This is a genomic window from Rhodospirillum sp. A1_3_36 (genome assembly GCF_047263945.1).
Taxonomy (GTDB): Bacteria; Pseudomonadota; Alphaproteobacteria; order Rhodospirillales; family Rhodospirillaceae; genus Rhodospirillum.
Genome location: NZ_JBLAVB010000001.1, coordinates 406,889 through 420,769 on the forward strand (window position 1 = coordinate 406,889; position 13,881 = coordinate 420,769).

At 59.3% G+C, this 13,881-nt stretch carries 14 protein-coding genes; 11 read left to right on the forward strand and 3 right to left on the reverse strand.

What is annotated here, in order from left to right; all coding sequences use genetic code 11:
- The first annotated feature begins 135 nt into the window (after window positions 1–135).
- Complete coding sequence (ilvD, locus tag ACLIRY_RS01705; RefSeq protein ID WP_413203609.1) at window positions 136–1,986, forward strand: dihydroxy-acid dehydratase; 1,851 nt, start codon at window positions 136–138, stop codon at window positions 1,984–1,986.
- A 111-nt stretch (window positions 1,987–2,097) separates the two neighbouring features.
- Here ilvD and ACLIRY_RS01710 read toward each other — a convergent pair whose 3' ends face one another.
- The gene (locus ACLIRY_RS01710) at window positions 2,098–2,541 is read right to left on the reverse strand and encodes a DUF4870 family protein (protein WP_413203610.1); all 444 of its coding nucleotides are present in this window, start codon (window positions 2,539–2,541) and stop codon (window positions 2,098–2,100) included.
- A 498-nt stretch (window positions 2,542–3,039) separates the two neighbouring features.
- The gene (locus tag ACLIRY_RS01715) at window positions 3,040–3,858 is read right to left on the reverse strand and encodes an exodeoxyribonuclease III (RefSeq protein ID WP_413203611.1); all 819 of its coding nucleotides are present in this window, start codon (window positions 3,856–3,858) and stop codon (window positions 3,040–3,042) included.
- Window positions 3,859–3,946: 88 nt separating this feature from the next.
- Between ACLIRY_RS01715 and ACLIRY_RS01720 the strand changes: the two genes are divergently transcribed.
- A complete protein-coding gene (locus ACLIRY_RS01720) occupies window positions 3,947–4,726 on the forward strand; it encodes a hypothetical protein (protein WP_413203612.1) in 780 nt (259 codons plus the stop codon).
- Between the two features lie 29 nt (window positions 4,727–4,755).
- On the opposite strand, the gene erpA is transcribed toward ACLIRY_RS01720, so the two are convergent.
- Window positions 4,756–5,130 carry an iron-sulfur cluster insertion protein ErpA gene (gene erpA, locus ACLIRY_RS01725; RefSeq protein WP_413204177.1) on the reverse strand — a complete coding sequence of 125 codons (375 nt, stop codon included), beginning with the start codon at window positions 5,128–5,130 and terminating at the stop codon, window positions 4,756–4,758.
- A gap of 288 nt (window positions 5,131–5,418) precedes the next feature.
- Here erpA and ACLIRY_RS01730 point away from each other — a divergent pair, with 288 nt between their 5' ends.
- The 9 genes from ACLIRY_RS01730 to tatB all read left to right on the forward strand — a co-directional run bounded on the left by ACLIRY_RS01730 (window position 5,419) and on the right by tatB (window position 13,864).
- Window positions 5,419–6,615, forward strand: coding sequence for a deoxyguanosinetriphosphate triphosphohydrolase (locus ACLIRY_RS01730; RefSeq protein ID WP_413203613.1), 1,197 nt, complete (start codon window positions 5,419–5,421; stop codon window positions 6,613–6,615).
- A complete protein-coding gene (argS, locus tag ACLIRY_RS01735) occupies window positions 6,612–8,390 on the forward strand; it encodes an arginine--tRNA ligase (RefSeq protein WP_413203614.1) in 1,779 nt (592 codons plus the stop codon). Before ACLIRY_RS01730 ends, argS begins: the two co-directional genes overlap by 4 nt.
- Entirely contained in the window at window positions 8,390–9,427 is a 1,038-nt protein-coding gene (locus ACLIRY_RS01740; RefSeq protein ID WP_413203615.1) for an SPOR domain-containing protein, read from the forward strand. Before argS ends, ACLIRY_RS01740 begins: the two co-directional genes overlap by 1 nt.
- 7 nt (window positions 9,428–9,434) lie before the next feature.
- Window positions 9,435–10,439, forward strand: coding sequence for a beta-N-acetylhexosaminidase (gene nagZ / locus ACLIRY_RS01745; RefSeq protein WP_413203616.1), 1,005 nt, complete (start codon window positions 9,435–9,437; stop codon window positions 10,437–10,439).
- A complete protein-coding gene (locus ACLIRY_RS01750) occupies window positions 10,439–11,134 on the forward strand; it encodes a site-2 protease family protein (RefSeq protein WP_413203617.1) in 696 nt (231 codons plus the stop codon). The genes nagZ and ACLIRY_RS01750 overlap by 1 nt, the downstream gene beginning before the upstream one ends.
- A gap of 125 nt (window positions 11,135–11,259) precedes the next feature.
- Window positions 11,260–12,081: a segregation and condensation protein A gene (locus ACLIRY_RS01755; protein WP_413203618.1), complete on the forward strand. Its 822-nt coding sequence runs from the start codon at window positions 11,260–11,262 to the stop codon at window positions 12,079–12,081.
- Window positions 12,074–12,811, forward strand: coding sequence for an SMC-Scp complex subunit ScpB (gene scpB, locus ACLIRY_RS01760; protein ID WP_413203619.1), 738 nt, complete (start codon window positions 12,074–12,076; stop codon window positions 12,809–12,811). The genes ACLIRY_RS01755 and scpB overlap by 8 nt, the downstream gene beginning before the upstream one ends.
- Before the next feature lie 185 nt (window positions 12,812–12,996).
- On the forward strand, window positions 12,997–13,230 hold the full coding sequence (locus tag ACLIRY_RS01765; protein ID WP_413203620.1) for a twin-arginine translocase TatA/TatE family subunit: 234 nt from the start codon (window positions 12,997–12,999) through the stop codon (window positions 13,228–13,230).
- A gap of 160 nt (window positions 13,231–13,390) precedes the next feature.
- On the forward strand, window positions 13,391–13,864 hold the full coding sequence (tatB, locus tag ACLIRY_RS01770; RefSeq protein ID WP_413203621.1) for a Sec-independent protein translocase protein TatB: 474 nt from the start codon (window positions 13,391–13,393) through the stop codon (window positions 13,862–13,864).
- Window positions 13,865–13,881 lie beyond the last annotated feature (17 nt).

Consider the following 13,881-nt stretch of genomic DNA (forward strand, 5'->3'; position numbering starts at 1 on the left):
ATGGAGGCGGAAGTCCGGGAGTCTCTTCTCCTTTGAACACGGGGCTCCATGTTGTAAGGTCACCGACCCCGGATAGCCGGGACAGGCCTTCCAAAAGGAAGGTCCACCCAAGACCCTCCAGGCAGGCGACGTTTCATGGCTCCTTATCGTTCCCGCACTTCCACCCATGGCCGCAACATGGCCGGCGCCCGCGGATTGTGGCGCGCCACCGGCATGAATGACGATGATTTCGGCAAGCCGATCATCGCCGTGGTCAATTCTTTCACCCAGTTCGTCCCGGGTCATGTGCACCTGAAGGACCTGGGGCAGATGGTGGCCCGCGAGATCGAGAATGCGGGCGGTGTGGCCAAGGAATTCAACACCATCGCCGTGGATGATGGTATCGCCATGGGCCACGATGGCATGCTCTACAGCCTGCCCTCGCGGGAGCTGATTGCCGACGCGGTGGAATACATGGCGAACGCCCATTGCGCCGATGCGCTGGTGTGTATTTCCAACTGTGACAAGATCACCCCGGGCATGCTCATGGCCTCTCTGCGGCTGAACATTCCGACCATTTTCGTGTCCGGTGGCCCTATGGAAGCCGGCAAGGCCGTGTTGAAAGGCAAGGAAGTCGCCCTGGACCTGATCGATGCCATGGTTGCGGCGGGGGACGAAAAGAACTCGGACGACGAAGTGGCGGTCATTGAGCGTTCTGCCTGCCCCACCTGCGGCTCCTGCTCGGGCATGTTCACGGCCAATTCCATGAACTGCCTGACCGAGGCCCTTGGTCTCTCCCTGCCAGGTAATGGCTCCATCGTCGCCACCCATGCCGACCGCAAGGAGCTCTTCCTGGAGGCCGGGCGGCGCATCGTCGATCTGGCCAAGCGCCATTACGAGGAGGATGACGACAGCGTTTTGCCCCGCTCTGTGGCCAGCTTCGCTGCTTTCGAAAACGCCATGAGCCTGGACATCGCCATGGGCGGTTCCACCAACACGGTGCTCCACCTGCTGGCTGCGGCCCAGGAGGGGGAAATCCCCTTCACCATGAAGGATATCGATCGCCTGTCCCGCAAGGTGCCGCATCTGTGTAAGGTGGCCCCCAGCACCCAGATTTACCACATGGAGGACGTGCACCGGGCCGGTGGCATCATGGGGATCCTGGGCGAGCTGTCCCGGGCCGGTCTGCTGAATACCAACGTGCCGACCGTGCATGCGCCGACCATGGCCGACGCCATCGCCGACAATGACATCATGCTGACCGACAACGCCATCGTGAAGCGGTTCTTCAAGGCGGCTCCGGGTGGGGTGCGAACTGTCGAGCCCTTCTCGACGGAGAACCGCTGGGAGCTGGATACGGACCGGGAGTCCGGCTGCATCCGGAACCTGGAGCACGCCTATTCCAAAGATGGCGGTTTGGCGGTTCTCTACGGCAATATCGCGCCTGATGGCTGTATCGTGAAGACGGCCGGCGTGGATGCGTCGATCCTGACCTTCACCGGAACCGTGAAGATCTGCGAAAGCCAGGACGAGGCCGTGGCCCGGATCCTGGGCGGCGAGGTGGTCGAGGGCGACGTGGTGATCGTCCGCTATGAAGGTCCCAAGGGTGGGCCGGGGATGCAGGAAATGCTTTACCCCACCAGCTACCTGAAGTCTCGGGGCTTGGGCAAAGCCTGCGCCCTGCTGACCGATGGCCGTTTCTCCGGCGGCACCTCCGGTCTGTCCATCGGCCATGCTTCTCCCGAAGCGGCCGCCGGTGGCCCCATTGGTCTGGCGGAGGAGGGGGATACCCTGGTCATCGACATCCCCAACCGGACCATCACGCTGCAGATCTCCGAGGAGGAATTCGCCCAGCGTCGCGCTGCCATGGACGCCAAGGGCAAGGACGCCTGGAAACCCGCCAAACCCCGGAAGCGGGTTGTTTCGGCCGCTTTGCGGGCCTACGCAGCCCTCACCACCAGTGCGGATCGGGGCGCCGTGCGCGACGTATCCCAGGTGGAGAGGTAGGGGCTCGATGTCCCTTCGTTGATGTGAAAGCGCCCCGTGGTCGATCCACGGGGCGTTTTTTCTGTCGGGTTACGGCAAAAGCTGAAGCCGAACAGGACTTGTGGACCTGTTTTAAAAGAATGACTTGGGATTAGAAAAACCCTTGCGCTTACTTATGGCGAACATTCCCTTAAACACACGGTAGATAAACCATATAACAGTGAAACAAAGTATTAGGATTGCTGCTCCAGGTAGGGAATACCAGAATCCCATTGTCATTCCCATCATCAAATATGCCAGAGAAAGAGAATTGCTCAAGATGATTGCTAAGGAAATCAAAGAAAAGAGAATAGAAAACCAAAAAGTTCGAATCAGCCAAGTCAAGTGATCAGCATATATTGTTCCAGTGTAGTCGCCTCGTTTCAGATAGGCCATGGTGAGTCCAAATACAGACGTAATTCCATAAAAAAAAGAAACAACGTAGAGGGCATAGATGACTTGAACCATCGTCCGTGCGCCCTCTGGTTCGGGTGGGTTTGGATTATCCATCATGTCGAAGATTGAGCTTTCGCTCATGGTCAGTCTCTCCTAAAGAGGGTAAGGCAAGGAAGCCATGTCGATTGGATAGGGATTCTTTACTAATACCAAGCGGCGCGGGTTTAAACCCACGCCGCTTTTCTTGCGTTCAAACGCCAGGCGGGCTTTTACGCGCCATAAGGCGCGGCGGCCACTTGGCCGCTTCCAAGGTGCGGTGAGGCAAACTCACCGCACCTTGGTATAAAGGGATCATCCGATGCGGTTATTTGTTCGCATTGCCCTCAATGCCATGTTGTCGAGCACAAGTTTGGCCTAGAGCATCGAGCGGAAAAGTGGGGGCCGCGAAGGGAACGCGGAGCGGACAACCGGTTTTCCGCTCCAAGCGATACTCTAACCACTTGCAAAGAAATTTCGAAAAGCGCCTCACAATTTTGAGTTTATGTCGCAAGAAGGCACAAGATTCACCCCTCCCACGGGATCCCTTTAAAATAGAAGGCATCGTTTAAAGTGTGAGAGTAATTGAGAGGAAAAAAGCGGTCAAGACGTTTGGGCGTTGCAAGCTAACTCCACCCACGTCGGCGTGTGGTCGCTGGCCTTCTGTTCTCCGCGCGGCTTGCGGTCCACACCTGCGGTCATCAATTTGTCCGCGGCCGCCGGGTTGAGCAGCAAGTGGTCGATGCGCAGGCCGTTATCCTTCTGCCAAGCGCCCGCCTGATAGTCCCAGAAGGTATAAACCCCCGGTGCCTTGGTCACTGCGCGTAGGGCGTCCGTATATCCCATGTGGAGCAGGGCGCGGAACCGCTGGCGGGTTTCCGGTCGGCAGAGGGCGTCATCCTTCCAGCCTTTGGGGTCGTACACGTCATCATCGGTTGGACAGACGTTGTAATCCCCGGCGATGACCACCGGCAGGTCCGGATAGGTCTCCAAAAGGACTCGCGCCCTGTCGATCAGCTTGTCCATCCAGCGGAGCTTATAACCGAACTTGCGGTCTTCCGTGATGGGGTTCCCATTGGGCAGGTAGAGGCAGCAGACCCGGACCTTGCCGTCCACCAGGGCCTCGATATAGCGGGCCTGGGCGTCGGGTTCGTCGTCTTCCGATCCCGTGGCGCCGGGCAGGCGGGGAGTGATGTCCTCCAGCGGCAGGCGGGAGAGGATGGCCACGCCGTTGTAGGTCTTCTGGCCGTGGACGGCCACCTGATATCCCAATTCCTCAATCTCCAGGGCCGGGAAGGCCTCGTCCACACATTTGATCTCCTGAAGGAGGACGACATCGGGCGTTTCCGCCTTCAACCATGCAAGCAGGTTGGGCAAACGGGCCTTGACGCTGTTCACGTTGAAGGTGGCGATGCGCACCATTGTTTCTTATCTCCTGAGAGGGCCATATGGGGAGGGGACGGGATGGTCTCGTCTTACCATGGACCAGGGACGGGGGACAGGGAAACCCATGGATGAAGCGGCTTCGACCCGCGCCTCGGCGGCGCAGGAACAGGGTTTGACGTTTCCTATCACGGGAGCCCTGATAAGGGCGCTCGGGGGAGCCCTGATAAGGGCAGTCGGGGGAACCCTTATCAGGGTGGGCTGTGTGATCGTCGGCCTGAGTGTCCCAGGGGCCTCCTCCGCCCTTGCGGCAGATTGTCCCCAGCCAGAGATGGCTCCCCGGGTTATTTTGGAAACCGGATTTGCCCAACCGACTCTGGATACAAGCAAAACGGCGTCCCAATTGGCGGCGATCCTGGCCAGCCAGCAAGGGGCATCGGCGGTGGGCAATGCCGTCGGGTTGACCAGCACCCGCCCAACCTATTCCTACCAGACAAGGGTTTCCGCCAAGCAGGTGGGAAATCAGAGATATTGTGTCTTTCTAACGGATCTGACGATTCGCTTCCAATACGAGAGTATTCTGGTCTACGTCGCCCGGCAGTATCGGCCGTCGACCTGTCCCTACCACGTGACCTTGGACCACGAGTTGCGCCATGTGGCGCTTTACCGTCAGGGATACGAGGCCTTTCTGCCCCGCTTGAGTGCCAGAGCCGCCGAGGTGGCGCGCCAAGTGAACCCCATGAAGGCATCCTCCCGGGCCACAGCCAAGCAAGTGCACCTCAAGCGCATCCAAAGGGAGTTGGAACCCCTGTTTCAGGCGTTCTTCAAAGAACAGCGGGCCAGAAATCTGGAAATGGACACGCCCCAGGCCTATGGCCTGGAACGGGACAAATGTCTGGATTGGTGAGGGGGTATCCTCTCACCGGCGCTCACCCCTTATACGGAAAAGGACGTTCCGCAACCGCATGTGCTGGTGGCATTGGGGTTTTTGATGGTGAAGGCTGCAGCCATCAGGTCTTCCGTATAGTCGATCACCGAGCCCCGCAGCAGGTCCAGGGATGCTTCATCGATCACCACGGTGACGTCGTGTTCCTTGAACAGCCGATCATCTTCGGCAACGGTTTTTTCCAGGTCGAACCCATAGGAAAAGCCCGAACATCCGCCGCCGGAAACCATCACGCGCAGCATCAGGCCAGGGTTTTTTTCCGCTTCCATCAAGGCTTTGATTCGCGCTGCCGCAGAGGCGGAAATGCTTACCTCCGGTCCTTGGGAGACGCCGGTGGCGGGAGCAGGGGTGGTTTCAGTGGTCATGTCCGTCATTGCGGTCTTCCTTTGTGACAGAGCCAATTGGGGTGGCCATGGGGGAAGGCCATGAAACCCACGGGACTGTTGCGTCCGAATGAAGCTTCCAACTGCCAAGATAGGCAGTTCGGGCAGCCAAGCGCAAGGGGAGGGGGCGTTTCCTTCGGCACTGCGGCGTAAATGAAAGGCCTCTTTGACCATCTGATTGTGAAATATTGAACGGCTTATTGGTTTATTCGGCAAAGACAGTGGGCTTGAAAGCTTGCCCGGAGGCGCGCTGGAGACTACCTTTCCGCCATGACACCCTGGATTCCCCAACCGACAGTCCTCGCCCCCTATGCCACTCATCCGGAGGAAAGCAGAGGACGACTCCACCCCGAGCCTGGCAACGCGCATCGATCCCCCCACCAAAGGGATAGGGATCGGATCATTCACGCCGCCGCCTTCCGCCGCTTGAAGTACAAGACCCAAGTCTTCGTCAATTCAGTGGGGGAAAATTACAGAACCCGGTTGACCCATAGTCTGGAAGTGTCGCAGATCGCCCGCTCAGTCAGCCGCATGCTTGGACTGAACGAGGATCTTGCCGAAGCCCTCGCCCTCGCCCATGACCTGGGGCACACCTGCTTCGGTCATGCGGGAGAAGATGCGCTGAAGGATTGCATGGCCTCCTTCGACGGCTTTGACCACAACGCCCAGTCCTTACGTGTCGTCACGAAGTTGGAACGGCGTTATGCCACCTTCGATGGCCTGAATTTAACTTGGGAGACCCTGGAGGGGCTCGTCAAGCATAACGGTCCCCTGGTGAAGGCCGGGGAGAGGACCCTGGAGGAGTTGCCCGCAGCGATCCGGGAATATGTCAGCAGCCATGATTTGGAGCTGGCCTCTTACGCTGGACCGGAGGCGCAGATCGCTGCCTTGGCGGACGATATCGCCTACAACGCCCATGATATCGATGACAGTCTGCGGGCCGGGCTTCTGCAGCTGGACGATCTAGTGGAGGTCCCTCTGGTCGGTCCACTCCTGCGCGAGGTGTTGGAGACCTATCCTGGCCTGGAAACCTCGCGCATTCTGCATGAGACCCAGCGGCGGGTGATTACGGCCATGGTGGATGACCTGCGCCGGGAAACCAGCCGCCGACTGTGTACGGCGGCACCTGGTTCGGCGGCGGAAATCCGGGCCATGAATGAGCCGGTGGTTGCCTTTAGCGCGGAAATGGCGGAAAACGACAAGGGCCTGAAAGACTTTCTCTTTCTCAATGTTTACCGCCACTATCGAGTGAACCGCATGACCAGCAAGGCCCGGCGGGTGGTGCGTGAGACATTCGCCCTATTGCTTGAGGAGCCGCGCCTGTTGCCCACCGATTGGCGGGAGCGGGCTTCGAAACCCCATACCCCCCGGACAGCCCGGGTGGTCTGTGATTACATCGCCGGTATGACCGATCGTTTCGCACTCGACGAACATGCCAGACTGTTTGACCCGTTGGTGAAGCCATGAATGTTTTCAATGAAGTAAAAGCCGTTGTTCTGGATGTGGTCGAGGTATTGAAGGCTGAAGGCACCCTGCCCGCAGAGCTGGATGCCTCTCGGGTGACCATGGAGCCCCCTCGGGATCCCAGCCACGGTGACATGGCGACCAACGCGGCCATGGTTTTGGGCAAAGCTGCCAAGATGAAACCCCGCGATCTGGCTGAATTGCTGGTTGGCAAGCTTGTCCAGGCTGACTTGGTCTCCGACGCCGAAGTGGCCGGGCCAGGTTTTATCAATATCCGTTTGAAGTCAGAAGCTTGGCTAAACGTTTTGAAAGTGGTTCTGGAAACGGGACCCGCCTTCGGCGCCTCTACGATGGGCGGAGGAGCGGCCGTCAACGTGGAATTCGTCTCCGCCAACCCGACAGGTCCCATGCATGTGGGGCATGGACGGGGCGCGGTGTATGGTGACGCGCTCGCCAGCCTGCTTTCCAAGGCCGGATGGGCGGTGACCAAGGAATATTATGTGAACGATGCGGGCGCCCAGGTCGATGCCTTGGCCCGGGCCGTTTATGCCCGGTATCGAGTGGTGCTTGGAGAATTGAGCGAAGAGGCCTTTGCGGCCATGCTTGCGGCCAAGGAAATCGAATACGGTGGTGACTATCTGGTTCCGTTGGCCAAGGACATTGCGGCGGACGAAGGAGCTGTTTGGCTGGGCAAGGAGGAGGTCGAGTGGCTGCCCCACTTCCGGGATCGGGGTATTGAGAGTATGCTCGCCCTGATTAAGGAAGACCTGGGCGCCATGGGCGTCACCCACGATGTTTTCACCTCCGAGCGGGACTTGGTGCGCGCCGGGCGGGTCGATGAGCTTCTTGCGGAGCTGGAAAATCGCGATCTGATTTATGTGGGTGAGCTGGAACCCCCGAAGGGCAAGCTTCCCGATGATTGGGAACCCCGGCCCCAGACTCTGTTCCGGGCTACCCAATACGGCGATGACGTGGACCGGCCCCTGAAGAAATCCGACGGCACCTGGACCTATTTCGCCAGCGACATCGCCTATCACCACGACAAATACAAGCGTGGCTTCAAGGAGATGATCAACATTCTTGGCGCCGACCATGGCGGCTACGTGAAGCGCCTGAAGGCCGCGGTGAAAGCCGTTTCGGATGGGCAAGGAGAGCTTGATGTGAAATTGATCCAGCTCGTCAAACTGATGAACAAGGGCGAGCCGGTGAAAATGTCCAAGCGCGCCGGTACCTTCATCACCCTGCGCGAGGTGGTTGATGAAGTGGGCAAGGACGTCGTCCGCTTTATTATGCTGACCCGTAAGAATGACGCAGCCTTGGATTTCGATTATGCCAAAGTCACGGAAAAAACTCGGGATAATCCGGTCTTTTATGTGCAATATGCCTATGCTCGGTCCCAGTCCGTAAAACGTCTCGCCATGGAGGCCTTCTCCGGCCGGGACCTGTCTCCTGAGGCCTTGGCCCAGAGCGCCGATCTGTCGCTACTGGATGCGGAAGAAGAGCTGGCCATGGTGCGGCTGCTGGCTGGTTGGCCCCGTTTGGTGGAAAGTGCTGCGGAAGCCCATGAACCCCATCGGGTGGCCTTCTACCTGGGTGAAGTGGCTGCAGCCTTTCATGGTTTGTGGAATCGTGGGAACGATGACGCTCAACTGCGGTTCTTTCTTCCGGAGAACGAGCAGATGAGCCTCGCCCGCCTCGCGCTTGTCCAAGCGGTAGCGACGGTGATAGCGTCTGGGTTGGAGATCTTCGGAGTGGAACCGGTTAAGGAGATGCGGTAATGGCACTAAAGCGCCAGCGTCCGGACGGTGCAGAGGACGATATCGACCTGGACGAGCAGCTGATGAACTTGCTGCCAGACGAACTGCGCAATTCCGATGAGATCTATTTGGATGACGACGTGGATGGCCCCCGGGGACGGGGAGGTGTCTTGGCCATTATGTTCGGCATTTTTTTCGGTCTGCTGGTTGCCGGTGTCGCCGCTTGGTATTTGTTGGGAGAAGCGGGAAGTGATCGGGCAGATGGGGCCGATGGACCACCGGTGATCACTGCCGAGGGGGAGCCCTATAAGACTCGTCCTGAAGAACCCGGCGGCATGATGGTCGAAAACAAGGACAAGCTCGTTTATAACCGCATTGCCGAAGGGGATCGGGCCGTGAAACCGGAAGAGAAGCTGCTTCCGGAGGCGGAACAGCCCAAGCCACCGCCGGTCGCACCGACTGAAGAGGCCGCAGGCAAAACCGAGACCACGGCTCCGGCCTTTGCGACCCAGGCCCCGGAGATTCCACCTTCCCCGATAGAAACCGATACCCCTCCTGCTCCGCCGCCACCTCCGGTGCCGCTGGCAAACGGGAAGGGTCCCCTAGACAGGCCGAACGGGACGGCGACCATGCCGCTGCCGGTTGCCCCTGCAGAACCGGTCGCTCCGGCACCCGTTCCGTTGGAGCCCAAGACAACAGCTGCTCCCAAACCCGCGGCGCCCAAACCTGTTGCTCCCAAACCCGTAGCGCCGCAGCCCGTCTCCCCTCAAACGGCCGCCGCCGCTCCGGCATCGTCGGGAAAGGCCGTGAAGGGAGATACCCTGATCCAGGTCGCCGCTTTGCGGACCGAGGGTGCGGCCGAGGAGGCATGGCGTAATATCTTGACCACGCACAAAAATCTTCTTGGCTCCTTCCGCCATTCGGTTGTGCGGGCCGATCTGGGTGACAAGGGGATCTATTTCCGCCTTCGTGTGGGGCCGGTGGGTGATCGCGCCCAGGCCAAAGCCCTCTGCGAAACCTTAAAAAGCCGTGGGCAAGGGTGCATCGTTGTCCGATAAATCGCCATTGGCCGCTATCTTGGGTGTCTCCGGAACGGAATTGACTCCCAATGAGATCGGCTTTCTTAGGGAAGTCGACCCTTTCGGGTTCATTCTCTTCGCCCGGAATATCGAGACACCGGATCAAGTCCGCTCCCTGACCGAAAGTCTTAGGGCGACTGTCGACCGAACGGATGCTCCGGTCCTGATCGACCAAGAAGGGGGGCGCGTTCAGCGGCTGCGCCCTCCCCATTGGCCCGTTCGCTCACCTGCGGAAGTCTTTGGTTCCTTGTACGGGCGGGATCCCCTTAAGGCCCGGGCTGCGGTCACCTTACAGGCTCGGCTGATCGCCCATGATCTGCGCCAATTGGGGATCGATACCGATTGCTTGCCGGTCCTGGACGTCCGCCAGCAGGGAGCCCATGACATTATCGGCGATCGGGCCTTTTCGGAAGACCCTGAGGTTGTTGGTCCGTTGGGACAGGCGGTGGTCGCCGGACTGTTGAGCGGTGGCGTCTATCCAGTGATCAAACATATCCCTGGCCATGGCCGGTCTCACGCGGATAGTCACAAGGATTTGCCTGTGGTGGATACCGATCTTGACACTCTGACAGGTCATGATATCCCGCCTTTTCAGGTCCTGGCCGACGCGCCCTTTGCTATGACCGCCCATATCGTCTATTCCGCAATCGATCCAACCCAGCCGGCCACTCTATCGGCCAAAGTGATCGACGAGGTTATTCGCGGGGTCTGCGGCTTTCAGGGATTGTTGATGACCGATGACCTGTCCATGAAGGCCCTTGATCGCCTCACCATGGAGGAGAGGACCCGCCGCTCGCTGGCAGCAGGTTGCGATTTGGTGCTCCATTGCAACGGGGATATGGATGAGATGAAAGAGGTGGTTCACGCCGCACGTCCCTTGGATCTCATGGGCATGCAGCGCTGGCATCGGGCCAAGGGGCAACTTGGTACGCCAGACCCAGCCTATGATCCGCGCATCGACGAAGAAACCCTGGCGGAGTATTTGTCGTGATGGATATGGACTTCGCGGGGATGGTCGAAAACGTTCTGACCTGGATCCCTGGACTGATTCTGGCCATCACGTTACACGAGGCGGCCCATGCCTATGCTGCCTCTTTGCTGGGTGACAATACGGCGAAGGCCCTGGGGCGAGTGACCTTAAACCCAATTCGTCATGTGGATCCCTTTGGCACCGTCGTGTTGCCCGGTCTGTTATTTCTGGTGAGTTCGCCCTTCTTATTTGGATGGGCCAAGCCGGTGCCCGTGGATTATCGGAACTTGCATCACCCCAAACGGGATATGGCCTGGGTGGCCCTTGCCGGCCCCGGAATGAACGTGTTTTTGGCCGTTGTCTTCGCGGCCAGCATCCATCTTTTGCGTTTCGTTCCAGAGGATTGGCTACAAGTTCTGTTCATCACCTTGCAAAAGGCCGTCTTGATTAATTGCGTTCTGGCTGTTTTCAACATGATCCCCATTCCTCCCTTGGATGGCGGGCGGGTGCTGGTGGGACTGTTACCCATGAAGCCGGCCCTTTGGATGTCCCGGATGGAAAAAAAGGGCCTGTTGCTGCTGATCGGCGTGCTTTTTCTTCTGCCCCTGCTCCTCGGGCAGATCGGCATCCATTTCAGTCCCTTTGAGTTGGTTATTGGCCCCATCGTCCGGGCGTTGATGGCGGCCGTTTATACCACCGTCATGCTTCCCATTTAGGGATGGCTCCGAGGGGTCCGAGATCAAGGTCAATTCGGAACACTCTGAAATCTCTATAGATTGAGTGAACCGGGGCCAGATTCATTCAATCCATTCTCGTTTCACTTGAGAGGCCGGGAGAGATCATGGTGGACGAGTCCGACTTTCAGGAGGACCCCACGCCAGAGCCCTCGCCGGAGCGGCTGAATGAGTTGGTCCTGGAACTGGACGGTTTCGAGGGACCCATTGACCTGCTGCTGAGCTTGGCACGGGACCAGAAGGTGGACTTGGCCAAGCTGTCCATCCTGGCCTTGGCCGAACAATATCTGACCTTCATGGCCCACGCACGCCAAGCCCAATTGGAGCTGGCCGCAGACTATTTGGTCATGGCCGCTTGGTTGGCCTACTTAAAGTCCCGCCTGCTGATCCCAGCTCAAAAGTCCGAGGACGAACCCAGTGGCGAGGAACTGGCAGCGGCCCTGCAATTTCAATTGCAACGGCTGGAGGGGATGCGGGCCGTTTCGGAACGGCTGATGGGCCGTCCCCGCCTGGGGAGGGAAATCTTTTCCCGGGGGGCACCCGAAGGACTCGTTCTGGTCAAACGGCCGATTTTCGCGGCCACCCTGCATGACCTGCTGCGGGCTTATGGCTCAGTCAGGCGGGCCATGGAGCGGCCAAAGGTCTTGGAGATCGAGCACTTTGATCTTTATAGCGTCGATGATGCTATTCAGCGGATAAATGCCATGCTTGGAACCGTGCTGGACTGGACGACCCTGCAGACCTTCTTGCCCCCGGCCATGCTCGACCCTTTGGCCCGGCGGTCAGCCCTTGCTGCAACCTTTGTGGCCACACTGGAGATGGCCAAGCAGGGTCTGTTATCCGTTCGCCAGGATGGCGGAACATATGCACCAATCCATGTGAAACCCACGGGCAAGGCTGTCTGGCGGGAAGGGGATAAGGATGAGTAAGGGACCCTTCAAACGCGGCGTGAAAATGACGGGAGGGGAGGTGGACTTCGGTCAGCTTCGGATGGTCGAGGCCCTGCTGTTCGCCTCCGCCGATCCCCTGTCGCCGGAGGAGCTGGCTACCCGCCTGCCTGAAGGTGCCGATATGGGTGGGCTTCTCACGGCCCTGCAGGAGCAGTATGCCAATCGGGGTGTTACCCTGGTGGTCACCGGCGGCCGCTGGGCCTTCCGGACGGCCCCCGATCTGGCGGGGATGCTTCGGGTGGAAGCGCCGGAGCAGAGGCGCCTCTCGCGGGCTGCCGTGGAGACACTGGCGATTATCGCCTACCACCAACCGGTCACCCGGGCCGATATCGAGGACATTCGCGGCGTGGCCCTGTCCAAGGGGACGCTCGATCTATTGTTGGAAGCGGGCTGGATTCGGCCCCGGGGAAGGCGCCAAACCGTGGGGCGCCCCCTGACCTGGGGAACATCCGACTCCTTCCTGGATCACTTCAGTTTGGAATCCCTCGATGACCTGCCCGGTGTTGAGGAATTGAAGGCTGCGGGCCTTCTGGATCGCCGTCCGGCACTGGCCGCCTATGGTGCCCGAGCCCGGGACGGGGACGACGCCTTGGAAGATGTGGAGGAAGACGGGACGCTGACCGGCCAGCCTGGGCGGCGGGAGGATCTGCAACTTGACCTTCTGCGTCGGGAGCCCCTCACCACAACAAGTGGCAGCGAAGACACATGACGGGATGCCGCTTGATCGGGCGCGGGGTATCTTAAAACCTCACGGGATGAGCCCGCATCGGGAATGGGAGAAACCTGCCCCTTTGGTCATGCCTTACCGTTGCGAGGGGCGTTGCTTTCTGCGATGATCCGCCAGGGCAAAGGGCGACCGATGCGTCCCGCCGAAATTGATCGTTTGGAGGAGTTATGGGTTTTTCCAGCATTTGGCACTGGATCATCGTTTTGGTGGTGGTTCTTCTGCTGTTCGGCGCGGGTAAGATTCCCCGGCTGATGGGTGACGTCGCCAAGGGCGTCAAGGCCTTCAAAAAGGGCATGGCCGACGACGATGATGAACCTACGTCCTCCGACCGTAAGGTGATCGACGACAGCAAGTCTGCCGATGCCGCGCCGAAAGCCAAGACCAAGGAAGACGCCTCCTAAGTTGGAGGAGGGCCTGCAGCCTCCGGTTTTGGAGGTGACCCGATTGCGCCGGTCCGTCATCCGGGCCGACGCAATTTGTCAACGATTTAACCGAGCGGTCACAGGACGCCTGTCATTGTGTCCGGAATGCCGCTCACCGCTCTGGTAAAGACGGATATCCATGCTAGACCTTGGTTGGTCCGAGATCGCGGTTATTGCCGTGCTCGCCCTTGTCGTCATTGGTCCCAAGGACCTGCCCAGGGTGTTGCGCACCGTGGGCAGGTGGGTGCGGAGAATTCGTGCCATGGGCGGTGAATTTCAAAAGCACATGGACGATGTGATGCGTGAGTCCGGCGTGGATGAGGTGCGCAAGCAGGTCAATACGATCGCGCGTACGGACATCGGCGGCAAGATCGATAAGGTTGTCGATCCCGACGGCTCGCTCGCCAAATCCCTGAGGGACGATCCGAGCAAAAAGTCCATTGAGAAGCAGCCGACGCAGGAAAAAGCACCGCAGGATCAGTCACCCCAACTGGCCGCTCCCTTGCATCAGGGGAAGCGAGAAGAGGGGGCCGCATCTGCGGAAACCCTGGGTGAAGGGAACGGGGATTCGCCCAAGACGACCAAGGCCACTTCGGCCGAACAACAGCAATAAGACAGGTGGATTGAGGG